At 55.0% G+C, this 22906-nt stretch carries 25 protein-coding genes; 15 read left to right on the top strand and 10 right to left on the bottom strand.

Annotation, left to right across the window (positions count from 1 at the left end):
* Positions 1–241: 241 nt before the first annotated feature.
* Together LEPTO7104_RS35000 and LEPTO7104_RS37290 are read left to right on the top strand one after the other, a co-directional pair.
* Positions 242–715 (top strand): hypothetical protein, encoded by a 474-nt coding sequence (locus tag LEPTO7104_RS35000; protein WP_155523742.1) that lies wholly within the window; start codon positions 242–244, stop codon positions 713–715.
* 53 nt (positions 716–768) lie between these two features.
* The gene (locus LEPTO7104_RS37290) at positions 769–1929 is read left to right on the top strand and encodes a pentapeptide repeat-containing protein (RefSeq protein ID WP_017301002.1); all 1161 of its coding nucleotides are present in this window, start codon (positions 769–771) and stop codon (positions 1927–1929) included.
* Between the two features lie 164 nt (positions 1930–2093).
* Here LEPTO7104_RS37290 and LEPTO7104_RS0123295 read toward each other — a convergent pair whose 3' ends face one another.
* Positions 2094–2693, bottom strand: coding sequence for a histidine phosphatase family protein (locus LEPTO7104_RS0123295; RefSeq protein ID WP_196358144.1), 600 nt, complete (start codon positions 2691–2693; stop codon positions 2094–2096).
* Positions 2694–2765: 72 nt separating this feature from the next.
* On the opposite strand from LEPTO7104_RS0123295, the gene LEPTO7104_RS0123290 reads away from it, so the two are divergent.
* Positions 2766–3542, top strand: a complete 777-nt coding sequence (locus tag LEPTO7104_RS0123290; protein ID WP_017301000.1) for an SDR family oxidoreductase — start codon at positions 2766–2768, stop codon at positions 3540–3542.
* Between the two features lie 6 nt (positions 3543–3548).
* Here LEPTO7104_RS0123290 and LEPTO7104_RS0123285 read toward each other — a convergent pair whose 3' ends face one another.
* Positions 3549–3932, bottom strand: a complete 384-nt coding sequence (locus LEPTO7104_RS0123285; RefSeq protein WP_017300999.1) for a DUF2834 domain-containing protein — start codon at positions 3930–3932, stop codon at positions 3549–3551.
* A 401-nt stretch (positions 3933–4333) separates the two neighbouring features.
* Positions 4334–5167, bottom strand: a complete 834-nt coding sequence (locus LEPTO7104_RS0123275) for a helix-turn-helix domain-containing protein (protein WP_026073007.1) — start codon at positions 5165–5167, stop codon at positions 4334–4336.
* Between the two features lie 555 nt (positions 5168–5722).
* Here LEPTO7104_RS0123275 and LEPTO7104_RS0123270 point away from each other — a divergent pair.
* The 8 genes from LEPTO7104_RS0123270 (at position 5723) to LEPTO7104_RS0123235 (ending at position 12575) form a co-directional block, all read left to right on the top strand.
* Positions 5723–6802, top strand: a complete 1080-nt coding sequence (locus LEPTO7104_RS0123270) for a hypothetical protein (protein WP_017300997.1) — start codon at positions 5723–5725, stop codon at positions 6800–6802.
* A 225-nt stretch (positions 6803–7027) separates the two neighbouring features.
* Positions 7028–8518: an arylsulfatase gene (locus tag LEPTO7104_RS0123265; RefSeq protein ID WP_017300996.1), complete on the top strand. Its 1491-nt coding sequence runs from the start codon at positions 7028–7030 to the stop codon at positions 8516–8518.
* Positions 8519–8588: 70 nt separating this feature from the next.
* On the top strand, positions 8589–9506 hold the full coding sequence (locus LEPTO7104_RS0123260) for an HAD family hydrolase (protein WP_017300995.1): 918 nt from the start codon (positions 8589–8591) through the stop codon (positions 9504–9506).
* Between the two features lie 37 nt (positions 9507–9543).
* Positions 9544–10530 carry an SUMF1/EgtB/PvdO family nonheme iron enzyme gene (locus LEPTO7104_RS0123255; protein WP_017300994.1) on the top strand — a complete coding sequence of 329 codons (987 nt, stop codon included), beginning with the start codon at positions 9544–9546 and terminating at the stop codon, positions 10528–10530.
* Positions 10527–11204, top strand: a complete 678-nt coding sequence (locus LEPTO7104_RS0123250) for a hypothetical protein (RefSeq protein WP_017300993.1) — start codon at positions 10527–10529, stop codon at positions 11202–11204. The genes LEPTO7104_RS0123255 and LEPTO7104_RS0123250 overlap by 4 nt, the downstream gene beginning before the upstream one ends.
* Positions 11205–11252: 48 nt before the next feature.
* Positions 11253–11666, top strand: coding sequence for a DUF1622 domain-containing protein (locus tag LEPTO7104_RS0123245; protein ID WP_017300992.1), 414 nt, complete (start codon positions 11253–11255; stop codon positions 11664–11666).
* Between the two features lie 9 nt (positions 11667–11675).
* Positions 11676–12083 carry a YidH family protein gene (locus tag LEPTO7104_RS0123240; RefSeq protein WP_040695615.1) on the top strand — a complete coding sequence of 136 codons (408 nt, stop codon included), beginning with the start codon at positions 11676–11678 and terminating at the stop codon, positions 12081–12083.
* Between the two features lie 282 nt (positions 12084–12365).
* Positions 12366–12575 (top strand): hypothetical protein, encoded by a 210-nt coding sequence (locus LEPTO7104_RS0123235; protein WP_017300990.1) that lies wholly within the window; start codon positions 12366–12368, stop codon positions 12573–12575.
* A gap of 305 nt (positions 12576–12880) precedes the next feature.
* Here the strand turns inward: LEPTO7104_RS0123235 and LEPTO7104_RS0123230 are convergent, their stop codons facing one another.
* Positions 12881–13366, bottom strand: a complete 486-nt coding sequence (locus tag LEPTO7104_RS0123230) for a VOC family protein (RefSeq protein WP_017300989.1) — start codon at positions 13364–13366, stop codon at positions 12881–12883.
* A 328-nt stretch (positions 13367–13694) separates the two neighbouring features.
* Between LEPTO7104_RS0123230 and LEPTO7104_RS0123220 the strand changes: the two genes are divergently transcribed.
* The gene (locus LEPTO7104_RS0123220; RefSeq protein WP_017300987.1) at positions 13695–13910 is read left to right on the top strand and encodes a Nif11-like leader peptide family natural product precursor; all 216 of its coding nucleotides are present in this window, start codon (positions 13695–13697) and stop codon (positions 13908–13910) included.
* Positions 13911–14299: 389 nt separating this feature from the next.
* Here LEPTO7104_RS0123220 and LEPTO7104_RS38590 read toward each other — a convergent pair whose 3' ends face one another.
* From LEPTO7104_RS38590 to LEPTO7104_RS0123210, 3 genes are all read right to left on the bottom strand, one after another.
* The gene (locus LEPTO7104_RS38590) at positions 14300–14632 is read right to left on the bottom strand and encodes a DUF5615 family PIN-like protein (RefSeq protein ID WP_071527300.1); all 333 of its coding nucleotides are present in this window, start codon (positions 14630–14632) and stop codon (positions 14300–14302) included.
* Positions 14629–14859 carry a DUF433 domain-containing protein gene (locus tag LEPTO7104_RS0123215; RefSeq protein ID WP_017300986.1) on the bottom strand — a complete coding sequence of 77 codons (231 nt, stop codon included), beginning with the start codon at positions 14857–14859 and terminating at the stop codon, positions 14629–14631. Before LEPTO7104_RS0123215 ends, LEPTO7104_RS38590 begins: the two co-directional genes overlap by 4 nt.
* Positions 14860–15303: 444 nt before the next feature.
* The gene (locus LEPTO7104_RS0123210) at positions 15304–16803 is read right to left on the bottom strand and encodes a P-loop ATPase, Sll1717 family (RefSeq protein ID WP_017300985.1); all 1500 of its coding nucleotides are present in this window, start codon (positions 16801–16803) and stop codon (positions 15304–15306) included.
* A 341-nt stretch (positions 16804–17144) separates the two neighbouring features.
* Here LEPTO7104_RS0123210 and LEPTO7104_RS0123205 point away from each other — a divergent pair, with 341 nt between their 5' ends.
* Both LEPTO7104_RS0123205 and LEPTO7104_RS0123200 read left to right on the top strand, forming a co-directional pair.
* Positions 17145–18866 (top strand): IS1634 family transposase, encoded by a 1722-nt coding sequence (locus LEPTO7104_RS0123205; RefSeq protein ID WP_017297181.1) that lies wholly within the window; start codon positions 17145–17147, stop codon positions 18864–18866.
* Between the two features lie 274 nt (positions 18867–19140).
* Positions 19141–19419 carry a hypothetical protein gene (locus tag LEPTO7104_RS0123200; RefSeq protein WP_026073006.1) on the top strand — a complete coding sequence of 93 codons (279 nt, stop codon included), beginning with the start codon at positions 19141–19143 and terminating at the stop codon, positions 19417–19419.
* Between the two features lie 50 nt (positions 19420–19469).
* Here the strand turns inward: LEPTO7104_RS0123200 and LEPTO7104_RS34990 are convergent, their stop codons facing one another.
* The 3 genes from LEPTO7104_RS34990 to LEPTO7104_RS0123185 all read right to left on the bottom strand — a co-directional run bounded on the left by LEPTO7104_RS34990 (position 19470) and on the right by LEPTO7104_RS0123185 (position 21599).
* Entirely contained in the window at positions 19470–20078 is a 609-nt protein-coding gene (locus tag LEPTO7104_RS34990) for a Uma2 family endonuclease (protein WP_017300983.1), read from the bottom strand.
* A gap of 74 nt (positions 20079–20152) precedes the next feature.
* Positions 20153–20830 (bottom strand): HEAT repeat domain-containing protein, encoded by a 678-nt coding sequence (locus tag LEPTO7104_RS0123190; protein ID WP_017300982.1) that lies wholly within the window; start codon positions 20828–20830, stop codon positions 20153–20155.
* Positions 20831–20987: 157 nt separating this feature from the next.
* Positions 20988–21599, bottom strand: coding sequence for a methyltransferase domain-containing protein (locus LEPTO7104_RS0123185; RefSeq protein WP_017300981.1), 612 nt, complete (start codon positions 21597–21599; stop codon positions 20988–20990).
* 56 nt (positions 21600–21655) lie between these two features.
* Here LEPTO7104_RS0123185 and LEPTO7104_RS0123180 point away from each other — a divergent pair, with 56 nt between their 5' ends.
* Entirely contained in the window at positions 21656–22696 is a 1041-nt protein-coding gene (locus LEPTO7104_RS0123180) for a S66 peptidase family protein (RefSeq protein ID WP_017300980.1), read from the top strand.
* The last annotated feature ends 210 nt before the right edge of the window (positions 22697–22906 follow it).

Raw genomic sequence — 22906 nt, 5'->3', positions numbered from 1 at the left:
GGCCTGGGTCGCGCTGACGGGAGCCGATGCCGTTTTTCGCAAGCACCATCAGCGCCGCTGCGATTTCAGGCGTGGCAAAAAGCTTGGGATTGGCGACCACATTGTCCGGTAGCAACGCCCCAAGCAATGCCCCGACGCCCTCTCGCCTGAGGAGTTTGAAGCCTTACCCGAGTCGATTGAGGTACGCGAAGTCTTTCTCTCCATTCAGACGCCTGGGTTTCGACCGACCAACATCGTAGTGGTGACCACCCTGATGGACGCCAAGCGGTATCGCAAAGCTAAATTGGCCGAACTCTATCACCTCCGCTGGCAGGCCACCGAAGTCAATCTCAGGCATCTCAAGACCACCTTAGCTATGGAGATGATTGCCGCCAAAACGCCCGCTATGGTGACCAAAAGCATTTGGGTTCATCTGTTGACCTACAATCTGCTGCGAACCCTCATGTGGGAGGCGACTGCCGACTCTGAGGTCGACGCGTTACGGCTCTCCCTTCAGGGCACTCGGCAACAATTTAATCACTTCCGACCCGAGTTTCTCCATCTCGCTCCATCCCAGCAACAGCGAGGCTACCAGGCCTTGTTAAGCGCTGTGCAAGAGCTGATTGTTCCCTTTCGCCCCAACCGTTCAGAACCCCGAGTCGTCAAACGTCGTCCCAAACCGTTCCCGAGAATGCAGGAACCCCGCTCAGTCCTGAAAGCTAAGCTGGTAGCTTGATAGGGCTTACGTCAGTGACATTCAGCTATAGATAGTCGTGAGGATAGCGATTAGTGCCCCGGAAACCCAAGGCCGAGAAGCCGCGAGAGGATATTGCGCGTATAGCTCTTGAGCTTTATCACGAACGACTACTGCTGGGTCAACCAGGGGATGAACGAAGTGACTGGATAAAAGCCGAGAAAATTGTCCGTAGCCCGATCAGAACGAGGCTGTTTGCCAGTAAACGGCTTTTCACAAGAGACAGGAAATTTATTAGGCAAGCTTTTGGGTTTATAGCCTGGGATATCCCAAAGCGGTTCCTATTTTCCTTGCCTAAGTCGGAATGGATACACCTGCTGGCGGCTCCTCTGTTCCTAGCCGTTGCCACTACCTTTATTACGGGGCGAATCCAAAGGGAAGCTAATCAGAATGCGGTTCTCAAGGCGTATTTTGACAAGATTGAGGAGCTGACCTTTGAGCAGAAGCTTTTAGCTGAAACACCTAATGAGGGTGCGATCGTCTTGGCGCAGGGGCGAACGGTTGCTGCACTCCGTGAACTAGATCTCTCTAACAGAAAACAACTGATTGCTTTTCTCCGAGCTTCAGGTTTAGCACTGCCACAGGAAGGCTCAGCAGGACCTGTTATTAGCTTCAAGGGACAAACTCTTTCTGACTTGGATTTGCGGCTAACCAATCTAAATTACTTGGATTTTCAAAAAGCTAACCTGGAGAACGCTAACTTCAAAGAATCTTTCCTGCAGAAGGCCAATCTAGAAAGGGCTTTCCTGCAGAATGCTAATCTCAAAGGAGCTGACCTGCAGAATGCCAATCTCAAAGAGGCTGACCTGCAGAGGGCCAGCCTCGAAGGTGCTGATCTGCGGAATGCCAACCTCGAAGGGGCTGACATGCAGAGTGCCAACCTCAAAGGGGCTGACCTGCGGAGTACCAACCTCAAAGGGGCTAAGCTGTATGGCGCCAACCTCAAAAGGGCTGACCTGCAGAGTGCCAACCTCAAAGGGGCTTCTCTGGGAAGCGCTAACCTCAAAAAGGCTTCTCTGAGGAGCGCTGACCTTAAAGGGGCTACCCTGGATAACGTTAACCTTAGAGGGGCTGACCTGTATGGCGCCAACCTCGAAGGGGCAGTGTCTTTAACACAAGACCAGCTCGCCCTAGCTAAACTTTGCCTCACCATCTTGCCCGATGGAATAACACTCAACCCGAACCGCGACTGTTAAGAATTGGGCATTGATCCGGAGACGGGGGAGAAAACTACCCCCTAAAGGAGAGCCGCCTACTCTACGGTTAGCTGCGGTGTGACGCAACTACTCGTCGGCCCTGTGCGGTGCCGAACCTTTAGTGCCGTAAGGCGTTGAGACCTGTTCCTCTACAGAGTTAGCCCCTATCTTCTCAAATGCCCTACATCATTCAACCCCGCCACCTCAAACCCCTCAGCCTCCACGCCAAACACTGACACCGAAGCATTCTCCAGGTCGTAGCGAAAGCTTGTCTCCCTGGGCTCATCCAGCAGCAGCGGAATCAACGCCCGCAGCAGCCCGCCGTGGGCCACCACCGCCACCGACTCAGACAGCCCCCGCCAAGCCTCAACACAGCCCGTCAACCGCTGTTCCATCTGCTGCCAGGACTCGCCCCCAGGCGGCGCAAAGGTAAACCGTTCCTCCAGCGGCATAGGCTTCAGCCGCTCGTGGATCTGCGACCACGACTCGCCTGACCATTGGCCCCAGTTGCGCTCTTGCAGCGCCTCAGAGCATTGCAGCGGCACCCCCAGAGCATCAGCAACAATTTGGGCTGTCTCTAGCGCCCTGGCTTCTGGAGATGCCAGCATAGAGCGCACCCCATACCCCCGGCACACCTCTACCAGGCGCGAAGCTTGCCAGCGGCCTGTCTCATCTAGCCCTGTACTATCCTGTTGGCTGTGGACTCGGCCCTGAGTATTGAGGGCGGTTTGACCATGACGAATGAGCAGTAGTTTAGGATGCACAAACAACCTCTGATGTCGCTATCACTCAAGGCATCATGACGGCATAATCGTCTACGACGCTATCCACCACCTATGCCTACTCCTCTGCATGTTTTAGTCACTGGCGCGACCGGGCGCACAGGGGCGATTGTCATTCAAAAGCTCCAGCAACAGCCAGAGCAGTTTAATCCAAAAGGCTTTGCCCGCTCTGAAGCAAAGGTGAAAGAACTCTTCGGCACCGCAGACGGGTTTTACCTGGGCGACATCAGCGACCCAGATCGCCTCAAAGCGGCTCTAGAAGGCTGTGATGCTTTGGTAATCCTGACCAGCGCCATACCTCAAATGAAGGCTCCCCCCGAACCAGGCCAACGACCAGAGTTTATCTATCCAGAGGGCGGAACCCCAGAGCAGGTTGACTACCAGGGCCAGATCAACCAAATCGAGGCGGCTAAGGCTGCCGGGGTCCAGCACATCGTTCTAGTTGGCTCTATGGGCGGCACCAACGAGCAACACCCCCTCAACCGCATGGCCAATGGCAATATCTTGATCTGGAAGCGCAGGGCAGAAGCTTACTTAATTGCCTCGGGCCTCGACTACACCATCATTCGGGCTGGGGGGCTACAAGACCAGCCGGGGGGCCAGCGAGAGCTGATTGTGGGCAAAGACGACGAGCTGTTGGCGAATCCTCCCGATGGCATTCCCACCTCCATTCCCCGCGCCGATGTGGCAGAAGTAGTCGTTCAAGCTTTAGGATCGCCCGCTGCCCGCAATAAAGCCTTCGACGTAATTTCTAAGCCAGAAGGAACGCCTGGGGCGGTGGTCACAACTGATTTCGATGCTCTGTTTGAGCGAACCACTCCGGGGCTATAGAACACCTCAATCGGCAGGCTCACTTTCAAGTTGCACGGCTAGCTTCCGCTCGCGCAGAAACATGAACAGGGCAAAGCCAAAGGCAAAGGAGATGGCAAACATCAGGGCAATGTAGAGGCCCCAGAATCGTAGTTTCAGCCGCCGCCCCTCTGACACGATGAAGGTGATCACCAGCAGCAGGGCAATGGTGAGGTCAACGGCGACAAAGCTAGAGGCGGGGTTAGCCCAGACCTGCTCGATGAAGGCAGACAGGTCAAAGTTCAGCAGGCTGGTGGCGGTGAACTCGCCCTTGGTGGCAACGGTGAACTGCACCAGGTAGTAGTTTGTCCAGACGAAGCCGATCGCGGTCAGGGTAGCGTAGATAATTTGGCGAATAAGCGTTCCGGGCATGGGATTCTTTTTTAGTTCAGCGCCTCTATTGTCCCTGCTTTGGCCATAGAACTTCGCTATCCTCGCTAGAGCAGCCTCAGCAAGAAGCATGGCAGATTGGATCTTTAGAACCGAGTTCGACCTGGAGGAATTCATCTGGGCCAATCTAGAACCACTGTTCAACCTCGGCGTTGCTGATTCCTAGAATGAATCTATTCTTGAAGGCTTCGTCCCGATAGGGTTTCACACATCTGCTCATCCCTCACTTCAGCAGCGCCCAGCGCGCATCCCCCGAAGAGAAATCTTTTCGCGGTCTTCAGGATGCTCTAAACGGTCTACCCTGCGACAACTTTCTTGCCACCACTGATTACGACAAGGGCTTTCGGGAGGGGGTGCGACGCCTGCAATAGCGGTAGACGGGCTTACCAAGCCCCCTTCAACGTCTCCGATGGCGACTCGCCAAACATCTGCCGGTAGTCGTGGGAAAAATGGCCCATGTGCCAAAAACCGTAGCGGTTAGCAATCCCCAATATAGTGGCCTGCGTTGGATCGCTGGCCTTGAGCGCCCGGCGCACCCCGTTGAGCCGCACGGTTTTGAGGTAGGCCATGGGGCTGAGGCCAAAAATATCCTGAAACCCATAGGAGAGCGCGCTTTTACTGGTTTTGACCGCTTGGCAGATTGCCTTCAGGGTAATGGGCTCATCGAGGTGGGCCAGCATAAAAGCTTCGGCCTCTTGTACCAGGGTGGCTCGTTGAAAGGGATGAGCGCAGAATCGGGGACAGGCGGCGGCGCTAAAGCAGTTGACCAATAGGGGTAGCAGATCGCCCAAAACGAGGGGATACAAACGCACCAATAAATCCGGATTTTTAACCGCCAGGTAAAAGATTTGGTTGAGATAGTCGCGCAGATTCTCAAGCCGCTGATCTTCAACTTGAATCACGTTTTGCTGCAAGAATTTGGTGTCCAAATCATGGCAGTCTACATCGTGTAGGTGCCGTTCAAAATAATCTAGGGGCACCAAAAGAATCCCCATCTGAAAGTTTTTTGGCGTAATTAAGCTAACCTCACGGGTCGGGTCAAAGCCAAACAGAGCCTGGGGCGGCAGCGCCTGTTTATGTGTAATAACCATTCCCTGAGGCGGGGCCAAACTGATGCTAAACGGAATCTGACCCGGTGGCTTTGGACCTAGAGTGTAGAGGCTACAGCTGGTGATCATGCGCAGCAGTTGCAGATCTTCCAGTTGAATCTTAGTCACAGCTCCTTCAAAGCGGCCGGATTTTAGCTGGGTTAAGGAGAGTCCCTCAGCATAAAAGGCTTGACCAAAGGCATCGACATCCTGAAACTGTCGATACAGGATAGGGCTAGGCTGCTCTGAGGTATTCAACATATTGGGCTTGGGGCCTCAAAGACTGCGATTACATAACCCAGTAGACCGTCCCTCAGCTCTCTGTCAGGAGTTGCTGAATAGCAGTATGAATCAAGCATTCAATATTCTGCGTAGTAGGGGCAAACGACTACTTGCCTCTACCAAATTCATGTCTAAATTAAGCAGCACCCTCCGTCTGGCAAGATTACGATTTATTACTAGCAGCCAGGTTGGAATTTTCGGATAGCCGCAGGTACTGAAAGTGATTATATTGCCCTACGTATCCATTATTCAGCGCTGGATGTGAAAATTTTTATCTCGATCAGCCACAGTGCCAAATCAAGCCTTAGATCGAGCCCATAAATAGAGTTTCGTTATTGATAAAACTCTATTTATGGGCTCGATCAAGCAACCTCCAATTGGCCTAAGAGTGAAGGCACTGTTATGCACTATGCGATCAATTTTGTCGGCCTAGGGGCTGCCGTGGCGGTGCTACTGCTGCCCACTCAGGCTCGGGCCAATGCCCTCACTCAGCTAGAAGGTGCTGGGGAGCATGCGCCTGTACCAATGGCTGTGGAAATGACTAAGGACTCAGGTCAGCGGTTAGGAGCAGCGGGCGAGGCCACTGCCGATGTGCCGATCGCAGCGACCCCAGGTGCCACAGCTACAGATCTGCAGCCCGTTGCTGATGCCGACCTACCGGCAATGCCTCTAATCGCCCAGGAGGCCGTCGTTCCGGCCTTGATGGACGACGGCTCGGCCGCCCCAGAAACGGTGTGGCATTTTAGCTTTGAGCCATTTATTGCCTTGCCCGTCAGCACCACGGGCAACCTGCGGGTTAACCGCATCAATGTTCCCATCGATGTCGGGCTGAGCCAGGTACTCGACCCCTTAAACTTTGCTTTTATGGGCAAGTTTGAAGCCTGGCACGAGCACCAGGGCGTTGTCTTTAGCACTGAGTACTTTGCGGCGAGCCGCAACAACGTCAGAAATTTCACCCTGCCGCCCGTGCTGCAAGGGGTGTTGCCCGGCACCCTGACGGCCAACACCTCCGCCGATATTCTCACGGCCGATTTGCTCTACGCCTACCGCTTTTCTGGCGAGCCCGAAAATGGCTATGGCAGGGGGTTTACCGAGTTTGACCTGCCGCCCGTGTCCTTTGATCTGATGGGGGGGCTGCGGTTTTCCTGGCTGGCCCAGCAGACCACCCTCACCTCCGGCCTGGGGCCGTCCCTGGGCGCATCGACCAGCAATGTGATGGTCGAACCCGTGATTGGTGGGCGGCTGCGCTGGAACACCTCTGACACCCTGGCCCTCAAGTTGGATACCAGCGTGTCTGGCTTTGGCCTAGGCGATGCCTTTTCCTGGGGGGGGCTGGCGGCGCTGGAGTGGCTGTTCTCGGGCAATACCTCCCTCAATGCAGGCTACCAGGTCAACTACGTGAGGTTCTCGGGAGATAGCGGGGCCAGGGCGATCGCTCTGACCAGCCATGGCCCGTACCTGAGCCTCTTGTTTCGGTTTTGAGCCTGAGGTTTATACAAGCGATGGCCACAGCCCAAAATTCCACAATTGCGCTTTGTGAAGAACGGCAGATTGGAACTTTCGGATATTCACGCATAGGCAAGATCCCTATATTGGCCTGTGCGCTGCATCCCCATTCTGCATTCTGCATCTGACATCGTCGCGGCGATCGCGACCTTGGCAGATCAGCCCCTGTCTTTCAAACACCTACTAAAAGGATAAAAACCCATGCCAAACGGTAAACCCAACATTCTCATTCTCTGGGGCGACGACATCGGCTGGTGGAACATCAGCTACAACAGCCGGGGCCAAATGGGCTACCGCACCCCCAACATCGATCGCGTGGCCAACGAAGGGGTTGCCTTCACCGACTACTACGGCCAGCAGAGCTGCACCGCCGGTCGCGCCGCCTTTATTACCGGGCAGAACCCCATTCGCACTGGGTTAACTAAGGTGGGCATGCCGGGGGCCGATGTGGGGCTGCAAAAAGAAGACCCCACCATTGCCGAACTGCTCAAGCCCCTGGGCTACACCACGGGCCAGTTTGGCAAAAACCACTTTGGCGATCGCGATGAGTTTTTACCCACCCTGCACGGTTTTGACGAGTTCTTTGGCAACCTCTACCACCTCAACGCCGAAGAGGAGCCCGAAGACCCCGACTATCCCAAAGACCCAGCCTTTAAGAAGCGGTTTGGCCCTCGGGGGGTGCTGCACTGCCTGGCCGATGGCCAGGGCGGCCAGACCATAGAAGACACCGGCCCGCTGACCAAAAAGCGGATGGAAACCATCGATGACGAGGTGACGGAGCGCGCCCTGGGCTTTATTGACAAGGCCCACCAGGCGGGCCAGCCTTTCTTTATGTGGTACAACACCACGGCGATGCACTTTCGCACCCACGTCGCCGACAAGCACAAGGGCAAGAGCGGCCAGGGTGACTACAACGATGTCATGGTGGCCCACGACGCGCACATCGGCGAAATGCTCGACAAGCTCGATGAGCTGGGCATTGCCGACGACACCATCGTTATGTACTCCACTGACAACGGCGTTCACTACAACACCTGGCCCGATGCGGGCATCACCCCCTTCCGCAGCGAGAAAAACACCAACTGGGAGGGCGGCTGGCGGGTTCCGGCCTTCATCCGCTGGCCCGGCAAGATTCCGGCGGGGTCGGTGGTAAACGGCATTGTCTCGCACCAGGATATTTTGCCGACCCTGCTGGCGGCGGCGGGGGAACCTGAAATTAGGGAGAAGCTGCTGAATGGCCACACCATTGGCAACATGACCTACAAAGTGCACCTCGACGGCTTCAACATGCTGCCCTACCTGAGCGGTGAAGTGCAGGAAAGCCCCCGACCCTACTTCTTCTACATCAGCGACGATGGCGACATTCTGGCGATCCGCGTCGGCGACTGGAAAACGGTGCTGATGGAGCAGCGGGCCAAGACCCTACAGTGCTGGTTTGAGCCCTTTGTGAAACTGCGCGCCCCCAAAATGTTTAACCTGCGCCGCGACCCCTTTGAGCGGGCCGACGAAAACTCCAACACCTACTGGGATTGGGTGATCTCCCACGCCTACCTGGTCTACGGCATGCAGGCGGTGGTGGCGCAGCAGATCGAGGCGTTTAAAGAGTTTCCGCCCCGCCAAAAGCCCGCCGCCTTCAACCTGGATGCGGTGATGCGAGATCTGGAGGAAGCGGGCAGCAGCCGCAACCACTAGATTCAAGACCCAGACCGCCGAGGTTTTCAAAACCTCGGCGGTCTGTTTCACCATTCCTCATTCTGCCTCTATGACTACCCTCCTCCCCTCCTGGAACGACGGCCTCGCCAAACAGGCGATTCTCGATTTTGTGGCCCAGGTCACCGCCGAGCCAAGCCCCGCCTTTGTGCCCCCCGGCGATCGCATTGCCGTTTTTGACAACGACGGCACCCTCTGGTGCGAGTACCCCATGTACGTGCAGGCGTTCTTTGTGTTCGATCGCATCAGAGCCCTGGCTCCCCAGCACCCGGAGTGGCAGATCCAGGCACCCTTTGCCTCGGTGCTGAAGGGCGATCTAAACGCGGCCCTGGCTGGAGGGGAGCACGCGCTGGTGGAGCTGGTGATGGCCACCCACGCGGGCATGACCAGCGACGAGTTTACGGCGATCGTGAAAGACTGGCTGGCGACGGCGAAACATCCCACCACGCAAAAGCTGTTTACCGAGATGGTGTATCAGCCGATGCTGGAGCTGCTGGACTATCTGCGATCGCACGACTTCAAAACCTTCATCGTCTCCGGCGGTGGCATTGAATTCATGCGCCCCTGGGCCGAGCGGGTTTACGGCATTCCCCCCGAGCAGGTGATTGGCAGCAGCATCAAAACCCGCTTTGAGCAGCGCGAGGGTAAACCCGTCATTGTGCGTCTGCCGGAGCTGCTGTTCTTTGACGACAAGGAGGGCAAACCCGCCGCCATTCAGCACTACATTGGCCGCCGCCCGATCGCCGCTTTTGGCAACTCCGATGGCGATTTGCAAATGCTCCAGTGGACGACTGCTGGATCTGGGGCCAGCCTGGGGCTGATTGTGCGGCATACGGATGGCGATCGCGAATTTGCCTACGACACCTCGGCCATGGGCAGCCTGAAGCAAGCGCTGATCGAGTCCGAGCAGCAAGGTTGGGTGGTGGTGGGTATGCAAAAAGACTGGAACCGCATTTTTGCTTGGCAATAGACTCAGACCATCGCACGTTATCTCAAGGAGAGGCCCCATGGCGCGATCGCCCCTGCCCACCCCAGCTACCGCCAAGCCCCCCGGTCGCCCCCCGGCCAAAGACATGGCGTGGATACCGGGCGGCACTTTTACCATGGGCTCCGACCACCACTACGCTGAAGAAGCCCCCGCCCACCCCGTCACCGTAGATGGCTTTTGGATAGACAAATACCTGGTCACCAACGCCCAGTTCCAAAAGTTTGTCAAAGCCACGGGCTACGTCACCGTGGCCGAGCGCCCCGCCAACCCCGACCACTACCCCGGTGCCCAGCCCGAGCTATTGGCCCCCTCCTCCTGCGTGTTCGTCAAGCCCGATCGCCCGGTAGACAAGGGCAGCCACTACAACTGGTGGGCCTACGTTGCCGGGGCCAACTGGCGACACCCCGAAGGCCCCGGCAGCAGCCTCAAAGGGCGCGAAAACCACCCCGTGGTGCATGTCGCCTACGAAGACGTGGCCGCCTACGCCCAGTGGATTGGCAAAGACATCCCCACCGAAGCCGAGTGGGAATTTGCCGCCTGGGGCGGGCGCAAAAATGCCGAGTTTGCCTGGGGCGATGAGCTGCACCCCAGCGGCAAAATGATGGCCAACACCTGGCAGGGCGAGTTTCCCTGGCAAAACCTGAAGACCGACGGCTACGAAGGCACCTCCCCGGTGGGGGCGTTTGCGCCCAATGGCTACGGCCTCTACGACATCATCGGCAACACCTGGGAGTGGACCACCGACTGGTACCAGGAGCACCGCCAGATCAAGCAAGACACCTGCTGTGGCGAACGGGTTAACCCGCGCGGCGGCAGCCTTGAGGCCAGCTACGACCCCCAAACCCCAGCGGTTAAAATTCCCCGCAAGGTGATCAAGGGCGGCTCGTTTTTGTGCGCCCCCAGCTACTGCCGCCGCTATCGGCCCCCCGCCCGCATGGCCGAGCCGGTAGATACCTCCACCTGCCACCTCAGCTTTCGGCTGATCGTGCGACGGAGCACCCCATGACCCCAGCCGCCCCCCGGCCCCGCCGCGCCCGGCTCACCGCACCAAAGGCCGCCGCCATTGCGGGCATTGTGTTCTCGGGGTTATTCATCACCAGTTTGGTGCTTTTTTTGGCGGCCCTCCCGGCCACCACCACGACCTCAGAGATATTTAACGCCCATCGGCAAACGCTGTCTGTGGGGCTAAATCTGGTTCCCTTTGCGGGCATTGCCTTTCTGTGGTTCATGGGAGTGGTGCGCGATCGCCTGGGCAGCAGCGAAGATCAGTTCTTTTCCACCGTATTTTTCGGCAGCGGACTGTTGTTTATTGCCATGCTGTTTACCGGCACGGCGGTGATGGGCAGCCTGCTGACGCTCTACGCCAGCGAGCCCAATCCGCAGATTGCGGCCAGCTACTACGCGATCGGTCGCGCCTTTGCCCAGGAAATCACGATTAACTACGCCATTCGGGCAGCCGGAGTGTTTATGATTTCTACCGCGACCCTGTTTTTGCGCACGGGGGTGCTGCCCCGCTGGCTGTCATTTTTGGGCTATGGTCTGGCGCTGATCATGCTGTTTCGGGTCGGCCACATCGAGCAGTTGGGCTGGGTAGTGCTGTTTTTGCCGCTGTGGATCCTGCTGATCAGCGTCTACGTGTTAATCGACAACTATCGCCGCAAGGTGCAGGCTACGCTTTGAAAGCGGCCCTAGCCCACCGTTCTACTGCTGACCAGGAATAGATCAATAATGGAATCTTTAGAGCATCTAATCATCCTTGTGGCGGGGTCGTTAGCACTCATTCTGGAGGGCATCTCGGTATTCTGCATTTTGGTGGGGCTGCTGACCACGCTGAAACTGACGGCCCAGCAGCGTTGGGGGCGATCGCCCCTGATCCAGCGCACCGCCCGCGATCCCGAGCTTGCCCTGGCCAAGGTCAGGCTCAACTTTGGCCTGTGGCTGTCGCTGGCCCTAGAGTTTCAGCTGGGGGCCGACATTGCCAACACTACCGTTGCTCCCTCCCTGGATGCGCTGGGGCGACTGGCTCTGCTGGCGGTGATTCGAACCTTCCTGAATGTCTTTTTAGCGCGCGAGCTAGAGGCCGAAAAGACCGCTATTTCTCTCGCCCAACAGCCCCCATTGCCCCCAGAATCTACTTCCTAACCCACAACCATGCCACCGTTTCCTTCGCCGCCAGAGCCTGAACCCTACAACATGAACAACGAGCTGGCCAAGGAACGCAACCGGGCCGCCGCCGAACGCACCCTGATGGCCTGGATTCGCACAGCGCTGTCGCTGATTGGCTTTGGCTTTGGCATCGATCGCATTGTGGCGGCGGTGCAGACCAGTCGGCTATCGGGCAGCGATCGCATTAATCTGAGCGTGCGCCTGCTGTCCATCGGGTTCATTGCCATCGGCAATATCGCTCTGCTGGTGGCGGTGCTTCAGCATCAGCAAGTTTTAAAGCGCCTGCGCCGCAGCGACTTTCGCTACGATCCGCCCATTCCCATTGCCACCATTACGGCCATTAGTCTACTCATCGTTGGCACCCTGGCGCTGTTAACTCTGCTTTCGGGGTAAATGCCGATCAAAAGGCGATCGCGATCGGCAACCCCCTCGGGCTCGACAACACGGTAACCGCTGGAATTATTAGCGCAATTGGGCGGGCCGCAAAATAGCAAACTCATCGCCCGCCAATCGGGCCATAGCGTCGCAGAAATTGTTGGGTTTCCTGCGTCAACCCAATCTGCGGGAGCTCTGCGATCGCATCAATATATAGCGGATGAGGGATGAAGCGATCGCTGTTGCTGCTTACGCTAATAGTTAAGCTCTTCTAGGAGCCGACGTAAACGAAGTGGTTTTATGACTGAGAATCAACAAAGCAACCCTGACAACGATCAATCCACGGATAGGGAAACGTTTGATCCCCGCGATTTGGTCACTAAGGGCGGCTACGACAAAGACCCCCGAGAAATTATCGCAAATCCTGCTGTCACCCCTCAAATGCCCGGCGATCGCCGCGATGACGATGGCGTAGGCATGGGTCAAGTCGATGACCAAGACACTGAATAATTTCAGCGCGGTCTTTAGGATTAATGGCGCTGAACGCTATGCAGTAGGTTGGATTGAGCTGGCGTAGGCTTTGCTTTCTAGCAGAGTAACCAGCGCCCAACATGAATTAGCACTATGCAATACCACAGAGGTGAGAGTAAAGCCCTCCTGGGATTGTTGGGTTTTCTTCGTCAACCCAATCTGCATGAGATCTGCGATCGCGCTTAACAGAAGCTGCTACTGCTGATGAACATTTCGTGCAGGCTGGGTATCGGGCTTTATTGCTCGTAGAGTATTAGCTGAATTTTTCTCTTATTTCTTTCGCCTCAACCCCGACAGGCCGCCTCGATCGCAGCGACGTCGATCTTTTGCATCTCCATCATGGCTTCGAAGGCGCGCTTGGCTACGGCAGGGTCGGGATTGGCAATCGCTTTTGTCAACACGATAGGCGTAATCTGCCAGGATAGTCCCCATTTGTCTTTGCACCAGCCGCAGGCGCTCTCCTGGCCGCCGTTGCCGACAATCGCGTTCCAGTAGCGATCGGTTTCGGCCTGGTCAACGGTTGCGACCTGAAACGAGAAGGCTTCATTGTGCTGGAAGGCAGGGCCGCCGTTGAGCCCGAGGCACGGAATGCCCATGACGGTAAACTCGACGGTTAGTACGTCGCCCTGCTTGCCGGAGGGGAAGTCTCCGGGTGCGTGGTGCACCGCATCGACGGATGAATCGGGAAAGGTTTGGGCGTAAAACCGCGCTGCTTCTTCGGCATCGCCGTTGTACCAAAGGCAAATGGTGTTCTTTGCTGGCTTCACCATGTCATTTCTCCCAAGAAAGATCGCACTACTTTTACTCTTAACTATTTGCTGTATTTTGAGGGGTTAATCTTCTCAAACTGTGATGTATTGCCTCGGGTGCTAGCCAACGCTCAAGGGGCTGATGCTCAGGCAGGTGGTTGGGCAACAAAACTATTAGGGGAGTTGGGTTACGCTAGCGCTTTACTCAACCTAAAAATTCAATAGAGAACTTTACAATTGGGAGGTCTACTCATTGCCGATATCTTGAAAGAATTGTAGAATCTGCTTGAAGCCTGTAATGGCTTCTTTTTTAACATATAAACAGCCAATAAGAATAGGAATTTTAAACATGGCGTTAGATCAGCTTGAGGCATTTTTAAAGAAAATGCAGTCTGAACCTGCACTTAAGAGTGAGGTACTCAATGCATCAACGGCGGATGATGTTGCGCGAATAGCACTAAAGCTTGGTTTTGAATTTTCAGGCGATGAATTATTGAGAATGTCAGGAAGGAAATTTGGTGGAGTTACTGTTATAAAAACCGATCTTCCTGGAGAGTATAATTAACGCTTTGCGCTTCAGCCAACATGCAGTCAGCAGATTGGGTTGAGCTAGCGTTCGCGGATCGTTTCCATTAAGAGAAAACCCAACAGTCACCGTTAATCTAGAACTACGCAATACTCTGGTTGACTGACAAAACCCTTGAAACCCATATGCTGCCGTAGGTTGGGTTGAGCTGGCGAAACCCAACAAAACCCTTACTGGAGTTGGGTTTTCTCCCCTGGAGACGCTACGCGAACGCTTCGCTCAACACCAACCTACATCAGAAATTTTGTCAGTCAATTAGCGCAATACTACAATGGGTTAAGAGCAAAATCCTTCCGGGATAGTCGGGTTTTCTTCGTTAATCTAATCTGCATGAGATTTGCGATCGCACTAGCTCAGAATTTCGTACATCACGATAGGGCAAGCAGTGACAAGCTCTCATCTTCATAGAATAATTTGATCGCGTCAAAATCTCGACGCAATACATTTTCAACTTGCTGTGTTGAGCAGTTGCCAAGGCGAAGCCAAATGACTTTTGGTGGATTACCAAGGACGAGGCTTAAATCATGCATGTCTGCATCTTTTGAGACAATCATCAAATTGTTGTCTTTCGCAAAATCCCAAACTATGGGGTCAATTTTTGATTGCATGTCTATATCTCGTACATGAAGCGAATTTGGAAAAAGGTCGCTCAAACGATTTGGCAATTTGGGTGATAGGTTTTCATCAAAAAGTAGCCTCATGCTGACAAGGGCGCGATCATAAACCGACGCTCGCGATCGGCGGCATAGGCAATGCAGGCTTTTAAGTCTTCTCTCGTCAGGTCGGGAAAGTCGTCGAGAATTTCGGCTTCGGTCATCTCGGAAGCCAGGTACTCAAGCACTTCGTAAACGGTGATGCGTAAGCCGCGTACGCAGGGTTTGCCGCCTCGCTTGTTGGGTTCGATTGTGATGTAGTTTCGGTAGTCCATAGCTGAACCTATTAACGGTGTTTTCTCAATGTCAACATTGTATTATCAACTTATTATGTAGATGATGGTACGCAATGAGAAAAGGGTAAATGCTGTTAGGTTTTCTGCGTCAACCCAAACTACAAAATATCTGCGATCGCTCTATCAAGATTTGGGTTCCGCTGGCACTTCACTCAACCTACAGCAGATGCGATCGCACTAGCGATCGCGCAGCGTTTCCCTTAGGAAAAAACCTAACCAAACACCATTAATTTAATTTAATACAATACAATACAATACAATACAATACAATACAATACAATACAATACAATACAATACAGTCTTGCAATGGGTTGGGAGCAAAGCCCTTCTGGGATTGTTGGGTTGACGCAAGAAACCCAACCTACAGGAGAGCTGCGATCGCACTTCAATTAGCCTCATCGGCTTATGATTTTTGCCTCTACTTACCTAGCATAATTGCTCCTCTTTTGCTGATACTGATTGAGCTTTTGGATGTCTAAAGCTTGACGGTAGCATGGATGAATTTCCCAAAGCACACCGAAGTCTTGATTCGTTCTACTTGAAAGGAAATCAGGCATGTCAGCAAAGAAATAATGCTCATATCTTTGGTCATCTTTTTCCGCTCTAGCGACGATAAAGCCTAATCTAAAAAGAAAATGTGCAACATCTAAAGGCGATCTCACCAACTTGCCTTCGATCACAGGTGACAGGTGATTTGTTATGTGATTAGTAATCCATAGAATTAATTCATCCCGCTTCATCCGACGTTCTGCACCTCTAAAACCATTTATCAGCTCTTCCACATCACGACACTGATGCTTATGCTCTGCTATTAAATCACTAATACGTTTCTTTCCATATTCACCCCAAACCGCATCTATGTGCTGTTTGGCAATTAGCCCGTGCTTCTTCCGAATAGCTTCTTCTTGTGCAAATTTGCATAGTTGAATAGCCCACCGAGGCCTATAGTAGGAAAGGGTATAAATAATTTGATACATAGGTCTTTCGCTGTTATTCCATACTGTTCTTGCCTCAAAAATTTGATTCACGTAATGCTCTTCCATCTCGATTTCTGTTGAGTAATGAGGTGGTGAAGAAATCTCCAGGCTTAAAGAATCTATCTGATATTTTATCCGTTTAGAGAGGAGCGTTCGGAAGTCTGCTTGACTCCAAGTAATGTCATGAACATATTGCTCAAACTTGTCAAGCGACTCATCAAATCTTCGTATCAAAGGCCATACGTCAGTTCGCATGGTTATTCTGAAATTTATGCCAGTGACCTGGGCAGCAAGATAGCGACATGCTGAAAAGAAAGTGCTTAGCTCTAGATTCTCATGATCAGTGCGTTGATAAGTAGCATCAAGATCATCCACGAGGAACCATACCTTCTTTCCATCAAAACGCTTTAGAAGCTCTATTTCGTTGGTTGCATGTAACTTCTCAGCGTTTACTTGCTGCGGAATTAGTTTCCTTAATCTATCTGTCAATGCAGATACAAGATTCCGGCTCTTGAAGCCATCAAGCTCTGCACTTTCGACCAAAGTAATTGCATCGTCTCCAAGTGCTAAATTTAACTCTGCACCGATACGGCGATTTACAAGAGCGCAGATTCTCACCATCCAATCTCGGATATAGTCATTTGGCAGCTTAAGCTCAGATGAGAGCTTGAAGTTAGAGCGAACCAAATCACTACCTTTGCAACTAATAACAAGTACATCATCTCCATATTCTTCATGAATTTTGGCATCAATCCATCGAACCAAAGCAGACTTTCCAACCCCTTTCTTGGCAGTTGCTAAAAGAATACTTTTTGTTGGGTTGAGAAACTTCTCAAAGGATGACTGCTCAACAAAAAAGTTCAAAATCTCAGATGGCTGAACGTCATCTCCAGCTTCATTTCCAAAATCTATCTTTTTAAGAATCTGGCTTAGATTAGTGCTCATGTATTAAGGCAAGGTTAATGATAACAGATAACGCTCCAACTCTAGCCGATACCTAAGTGATCGTCCAGTGCTGTTACGATTGAAAAGTTATTCATAAAACACTTCTGAGGATATAGAATACTGACAGATAGTTTTTCCAGCAACTGCCTTATTAATAACTTAGGGGTTTAACAAGCTATTGGATCGCTTCTATCTGTCTAACTTCCTCTACAAACTAGATAGGGAAAACTACTCAGTCTAAATATCCGCTAGAGCATCGTGCCATTCTCGACTCTTACAGTTGACAGCTCACGGTTCGCTCATTTTTAAATGAGGTCAGCCAATTGGGATAGGTTAGGGCTATGGATACCCCCCTAACCGTTATCACCGAACGGGTTGACGATATTCCCCTGTTGCTGGCCCAACTGCAGCGGATGGACGTGCAACCCCTGCTCGACGACTACTTTCCGACCCATGGGAACTGGCAGGGGCTCAGCTTAGGCCATGTGGTGATAGTTTGGCTGAGCCACATTTTGTCCCAAGCGGATCACCGGTTAAACCCCGTGCAGGCCTGGGTAGAGCGACATCAGGAAACCTTGCAACAGGGCTTGCAGCAACCGGTTCGCGCCCTTGACCTGAGTGACGACCGCCTAGAAAGCGTGTTGCGATATCTCAGTGATGATGCCCAATGGGCGTTGTTTGAACCGGCGTTGAATCAGCGTCAGATTCAGGTGTATGACCTGCACCCCAAACGGCTGCGTCTGGATAGTACCAGCGTCAGCGGGGATTGGACGGTCAATGAGTCAGGGCTGTTCCAATATGGCCATAGCAAAGACCATCGCCCCGACCTGCCCCAACTGAAGCTGATGCTGGCGACGCTAGATCCGCTGGGGCTACCGATAGCGACCGAGATTGTCTCCGGGCAGCGCGCCGACGACCCGCTCTACATTCCGGCCATCGGGCAGGTGCGTCAGACCCTCAGTCAGTCTGGGTTGCTCTACGTGGGTGACAGCAAGATGGCCAGTCTAGCGACCCGTTGCTTTCTCCAGGCCACAGGCGATTACTATCTCTGTCCGCTCGGTGGGACTCAACTCAAGGCGGAGGCGATGCAGGCCTACCTAGACCCAGTGGAGCAAGGGGCCGTTGAGTTGCAGGAGATTCACTACGACTATGCCGACGGTCACACCGCGCTGATTGCCCGAGGCTATGAGCAGACCCAGACCCGCACAGGAGAATGGGACGGACACACCTGGACGTGGTCAGAGCGGCAATTGGTCGTGTACTCCTTGGCTTATGCTCAATCCGCCCAGCAGGCCTTCCAAGCTCGACTTGAGCACGCCCAGACGGCCTTAGCGGCGCTCAACCAATCGGGGCGCGGCCAGAAAGCCTTTCCCGATGAGGTCGCCTTAGCGCAAGCCGCCGAGGCGATTCTCACCCGCTACCGGGTCAAGGCCTACGTTCAACTCACCTACTCACAACAGGTGGAGCAACACGCTGTGCGTCGCTACCGGGACCGCCCGGCTCGGATGGTGGAGCACCGTCGATTCCAGGTGAATGGCACCCTAGAAACTGAGGCCATCAACCAGCAGATGCAAACCTTGGGCTGGCGGGTCTATGTCACCAATCATCCCGCAGCGGCATTATCGTTGCCTCAAGCCGTGACGGTCTACCGCCAAGAATATCTGGTGGAGCACAGCTTTAGCCGACTCAAAGGGCATCCCCTCTCCCTCTCCCCGATGTACTTACAGCGTGAAGACCATATCAAGGGATTAATTCGCTTACTCTCGATGGGGTTGCGGCTGTTAACGCTGGTGGAGTTTCAGATGCGTCAAGCCTTAGCTGGTCACCAAGAAACCCTCTCAGGGCTATATATCGGTAATCCCAAGCGGGCGACGGCACGTCCGACAGCCGAATTACTGTTGGCCAGTTTTCGCGACATTACTCTAGTCATGGTGAATGCACGAGGGCAGACCTATGCCCATCTGACGGAGCTGACGCCTTTACAGCAGCAGATCTTAAAGGCTCTCAACTTCCCGGTAAGTATTTACACCCTGCTGGGGCCCGTATCTGACGAACCACCTTAGAAATGAGCGAACCGGGAGTGACAGGAAGCTTTTGTACCAGTATTCTTTTGCCTTAAGCCGTTCAGCAGAGCGGTGCTTACGCAGAACTCGAAAACTTTAGCGCTGCCTGAAGGTGCTGGTAACACCAACAGACAGCTAACCCCGCAAGTCTGACCGGCAGATTGCGAGGCTAAGGTCCATCGTACCCTAGCCCCCTCAGTTTGCAATTCAAGCGTGGGTGGCTAGGGTTTTCGCGTTCTGTTTCTTCCGTACCCACGTAAAGGAAACAGAACCGATGTTTGAATATCTCGAACCAGATGCCAGCGGGGCATCTAATCTTCCGCCGTCTTCACGTAGCACCCCTCAAGCTCGTCCCGAGCGGTTGCGCCACATGCTCTACGGCAGCCTCGCCGCCATCGATCGCACCATCAAAATCCTCCACGCCCTCGGCTACGCCGACCCCAACGACTGGAGCGACCCCATCCCCGTGCCGCCTACCAGCACCGAGTCGGGGCACCCTGGCGAGTCCCAAACCTGGATGGCCATTCTCACCAAAACCGTGTTCATTGAGTAAAGCCCCCCCCGCCCCCGATGGCTTACCTACAAGCTGTCGGGGGCATTCATTTAAGGTTTGGTATCAGAAATTTCCTCAGACGGCTCCAGCGTCACATCTTCATACAGAGCCGCAATGGTATCGGTAAAGCCAATGCTCTCCAGATTAAACGTGGCCGTTTCGGGCGCAGCTGTTTCGAGGCCATAATACTGCAAGACCCACAGCCCCGCCTCATTGCGGCGAAAGCACTCCACCCGCTGGTGGCGCGTGTTGATGAGCACGTATTCTTCTAAGCTCTCTAGAGTTTGGTAATCAGCAAACTTGTCGCCCCTATCAAACGCTTCAGTAGAGTTAGACAGCACCTCCACCACCAGCTTAGGAAAGCGCTTATAAGACGCAGTTTCCTGGTCGCGCGGGTCACAAGTCACCATCACATCGGGGTAGAAAAAGCGGTTTCGAGCTTCAATTCGCGCCTTCATATCTGAGATGTAGACCCGGCAGCCCGTACCGCGCACATGACTGCGGAGCAGGGTCGCCAGGTTAAGCGCAATGGTGACATGCCCATCGCTGGCCCCGGCCATGGCGTATACTTCCCCGCCAAAGTACTCATGCTTAATGGGGCTTTCAGCTTCGAGCTGAAGGTAGTCTTCGGGGGTGAGATACTGCGGCGAAGCAACCATGGCACTGGATAACGTCGGCGATCGAGGTTTAGCCCGTGCCCTCATCCTATCAGGATGACCTGCCCTGGGGCTGTCTACCCGCTTTGGTTGACCTTACGGTTGTGAAGTCGGGTTAGCGAAATTCTGGCCGACTCAGCCACCTGAAACTGGGAGTCTTTCTCCAGATACCGCAGGGCGGGTTCGGTTTTGGGAGTGGGCAGATGGCCCAGGGCTTCCGCCAGTCGCTGGCGCACCAGCCAGTCCTCCGACTGGGCAAATTTGAGAATTTCGTCTACCGCCTCCAGATCACCGATTTCGCCAACGGCGGCGATCGCGGCCTGCTGCATCACCGTTTCTTTGCTTTGCAGCGCCTGCATCATCACATCGTGGGCGCGGGGGTCTTTCAGGTTGCCCAACGAAACCGCCGCGCTGAACCGCACCAGCCAGTCGGTGTCTTCGTAAAACGCCCGCACCAGAGTCTCAAAGGCGCGCGGGTCTTCGAGGTAGCCCAATGCCCCAGCCGCATCGGCGCGAATGCCGTAGTCGGGGTCAGACTTGAGCAGGTCAATCAAAATATCAAACGACTTTTCGTCGGGCTTCAGGCCCAGGGCAAACACCGCCATCGAGCGAATTTGCAGGTTTTGATCGTTGATGGCCTGCCGAATCAGCGGCGCGGCCTGGGCCGCAGGCACATCTCGCAGCGATGCCAGCGCCAGCATACGGTCTTTGGAATCTTCGCTCTTAAGCTGGTCGGCGATCTGCTCTAGGTTCATGGAAAAGGTGCGCTATGAACGGTCTTCTTCAGTATAAGGAGTGTTGGGCTGGGAGGTGGGAGGGTGGGGGAGGTAGGGAGATCTGTGGAAGTTCAAAATTCAAAATTGAGAATTCAAAATTTTGAACTTTGAACTTTGAATTCATCCATCCACCCTTCTAACGCCGCCGCAGCCGCCCAAAATACTCTTCCCCGCTGCGCGATGGCACTGAATTGGCCACAGGTTCCAGGGAAACAACCTCGAAGTGGGGTTCAAACAGCTGGCGCACTTCGGTGGGGGTAGTGCCGAAGGGTGGGCCGCCCTGGCGACGGTGGGTAAAGAATACGGCCAGCAGGTCGCCATTGGGTGCCAGCAGATTGGCCACCAGCTCTACGTAGGCGGGGCGCAGGGCGGGGTCGATGGCGCAGAAGCAGGTGTGTTCGATCGCGTAGTCAAACTGCCCGCTAAACTCGGGCACCAGGTCAAAAATATCTCGCTCTAGCAGTTGCAGGGAGAGGTCTTTAGCCTGGGCCTGTGCGCCCAAGGCCTGAATGGCTGAGGGAGCAAAGTCTACGGCAGTAACATTGAAGCCCTGCTGGGCGAAAAGGATGGCATCGTGGCCGCGCCCGGCGCCGAGCACCAGCGCCGAGCCTGTCCTGGGGGCGTCGGCAGATGCTAGCAGGGCCTGAAAGGCCGGGGCGGGGTGGCCCAGATCCCAGCGGGGGGTGCCTTCCTGGTAGCGCTGTTCCCAGGCGGCGGGGCTGAGGGGGGACGAAGAAGACGCTGTCATGGGTGGCTCCGGTGTATGCTCGGCAGTGACGTAGGCAAGATTTTAGGGTAGCGCGTATGCAGCGGCGACAGCTATTGGGCGGGTTGGGGGTGGCTACGGCAGCGGTGGCGCTGCGATCGCAGGCCGTCCCGGCCCAGGCCCCGCCCATCCTGAAGCCGCCGCGCCTGCGGGAGGGCGATACGGTGGGCATTGTGAGTCCGGCGGGGGCTACTTTTGAGCGCGATCGCCTCGATCTGGTCATCGATGCGGTAAAGGCTCTAGGCTTTGTGCCCCAGGTCGCGCCCCACGCTCTAGCCCGTTACGGCTACCTGGCCGGCACCGATGCCGAGCGGGCCGCCGACGTCAATGCCCTGTTTGCCGACCCGGCGGTCAAAGCGCTGCTGCCAATCCGGGGCGACTGGGGCAGCGCCCGCATTCTGCCCTACCTCGACTACGACACCATTCGCGCCAACCCCAAGGTGCTGATTGGCTTTAGCGATATCTCGGCCCTGCTGCTGGGCATCCACGCCCAAACCGGGCTGGTCACATTCCACGGCCCCCACGGCGTTACCTCCTGGCAGCCCGACCAGGTGGAGCCACTGCGCCAAATTCTTATGCAGGGCGAAGCGCTCACCTACAGCAACCCGCTGCTGGGGGCCGACCAAGATCGCCTGATGCGCGACCAGGGGCGGATTCAGACCATCACGGCGGGTCGCGCCACCGGGCCGCTGCTGGGGGGCAACCTGTCGGTAGTTTCTGGCATTGTCGGGTCGCCCTACCTGCCCAGCACCACCGGAGCCATTTTGTTTTTAGAAGACGTGGGTGAACCGCTCTACCGCATCGATCGCATGCTCACCCAGCTCAGGCTAGCGGGAGTGCTGGACGGGCTGGCGGGGTTTGTGTTTGGCCAGTGCGTCGCCTGCGGCCCCGGCGAAGGCTACGGCTCGCTCACCCTGGAAGACATTCTGCGCGACCACATTCAGCCCCTGGGCATTCCCGCCTACGCGGGGGCCTGGATTGGTCACGTAGAACCCATTTGGACGCTGCCCATCGGCGCTCCGCTGACCATGGATGCGGCGATCGGCACCCTTCAGATGCAGGCTCCGGCGGTCGTCTAATACCAAATCCTGATCAGCTACCCCCGATTCCCTAGTGGTGCATTGCGGCTAATCAAAGCCATCAGGGCGCTGCCAGGCGAGGGTGTAGCCGCGAATGCACCCTACGGTTCTACCTTTTGGGAATCGGGATTATGGGATTCGGATTTGGTATAAGCCCAAACCCTGACGGCCTATGCCCGGTTTGTGGGGGCATGGCGGGCCACGCCCCCA

It is taken from the genome of Nodosilinea nodulosa PCC 7104, assembly GCF_000309385.1.
GTDB classification, from domain to species: domain Bacteria; phylum Cyanobacteriota; class Cyanobacteriia; order Phormidesmidales; family Phormidesmidaceae; genus Nodosilinea; species Nodosilinea nodulosa.
Note: the sequence above shows the minus strand (reverse complement) of the source record. Positions and strands in the feature narration are given on the sequence as shown.

Excerpts from the sequence above, each read along its gene's own strand:
- LEPTO7104_RS0123255 (WP_017300994.1), top strand. The coding sequence starts at position 9,544 with ATGGCGCGATCGCCCCTGCCCACCCCAGCTACCGCCAAGCCCCCCGGT.
- LEPTO7104_RS0123235 (WP_017300990.1), top strand. The coding sequence starts at position 12,366 with ATGACTGAGAATCAACAAAGCAACCCTGACAACGATCAATCCACGGAT.
- LEPTO7104_RS0123240 (WP_040695615.1), top strand. The coding sequence starts at position 11,676 with ATGCCACCGTTTCCTTCGCCGCCAGAGCCTGAACCCTACAACATGAAC.
- LEPTO7104_RS0123210 (WP_017300985.1), bottom strand. The coding sequence starts at position 16,803 with ATGAGCACTAATCTAAGCCAGATTCTTAAAAAGATAGATTTTGGAAAT.
- LEPTO7104_RS0123270 (WP_017300997.1), top strand. The coding sequence starts at position 5,723 with ATGCACTATGCGATCAATTTTGTCGGCCTAGGGGCTGCCGTGGCGGTG.
- LEPTO7104_RS0123265 (WP_017300996.1), top strand. The coding sequence starts at position 7,028 with ATGCCAAACGGTAAACCCAACATTCTCATTCTCTGGGGCGACGACATC.
- LEPTO7104_RS0123205 (WP_017297181.1), top strand. The coding sequence starts at position 17,145 with ATGGATACCCCCCTAACCGTTATCACCGAACGGGTTGACGATATTCCC.
- LEPTO7104_RS38590 (WP_071527300.1), bottom strand. The coding sequence starts at position 14,632 with ATGAGGCTACTTTTTGATGAAAACCTATCACCCAAATTGCCAAATCGT.
- LEPTO7104_RS0123250 (WP_017300993.1), top strand. The coding sequence starts at position 10,527 with ATGACCCCAGCCGCCCCCCGGCCCCGCCGCGCCCGGCTCACCGCACCA.
- LEPTO7104_RS0123290 (WP_017301000.1), top strand. The coding sequence starts at position 2,766 with ATGCCTACTCCTCTGCATGTTTTAGTCACTGGCGCGACCGGGCGCACA.
- LEPTO7104_RS0123200 (WP_026073006.1), top strand. The coding sequence starts at position 19,141 with ATGTTTGAATATCTCGAACCAGATGCCAGCGGGGCATCTAATCTTCCG.
- LEPTO7104_RS0123215 (WP_017300986.1), bottom strand. The coding sequence starts at position 14,859 with ATGGACTACCGAAACTACATCACAATCGAACCCAACAAGCGAGGCGGC.
- LEPTO7104_RS0123285 (WP_017300999.1), bottom strand. The coding sequence starts at position 3,932 with ATGCCCGGAACGCTTATTCGCCAAATTATCTACGCTACCCTGACCGCG.
- LEPTO7104_RS0123180 (WP_017300980.1), top strand. The coding sequence starts at position 21,656 with ATGCAGCGGCGACAGCTATTGGGCGGGTTGGGGGTGGCTACGGCAGCG.
- LEPTO7104_RS0123185 (WP_017300981.1), bottom strand. The coding sequence starts at position 21,599 with ATGACAGCGTCTTCTTCGTCCCCCCTCAGCCCCGCCGCCTGGGAACAG.
- LEPTO7104_RS0123260 (WP_017300995.1), top strand. The coding sequence starts at position 8,589 with ATGACTACCCTCCTCCCCTCCTGGAACGACGGCCTCGCCAAACAGGCG.
- LEPTO7104_RS0123220 (WP_017300987.1), top strand. The coding sequence starts at position 13,695 with ATGGCGTTAGATCAGCTTGAGGCATTTTTAAAGAAAATGCAGTCTGAA.
- LEPTO7104_RS0123190 (WP_017300982.1), bottom strand. The coding sequence starts at position 20,830 with ATGAACCTAGAGCAGATCGCCGACCAGCTTAAGAGCGAAGATTCCAAA.
- LEPTO7104_RS0123245 (WP_017300992.1), top strand. The coding sequence starts at position 11,253 with ATGGAATCTTTAGAGCATCTAATCATCCTTGTGGCGGGGTCGTTAGCA.
- LEPTO7104_RS34990 (WP_017300983.1), bottom strand. The coding sequence starts at position 20,078 with ATGGTTGCTTCGCCGCAGTATCTCACCCCCGAAGACTACCTTCAGCTC.
- LEPTO7104_RS0123230 (WP_017300989.1), bottom strand. The coding sequence starts at position 13,366 with ATGGTGAAGCCAGCAAAGAACACCATTTGCCTTTGGTACAACGGCGAT.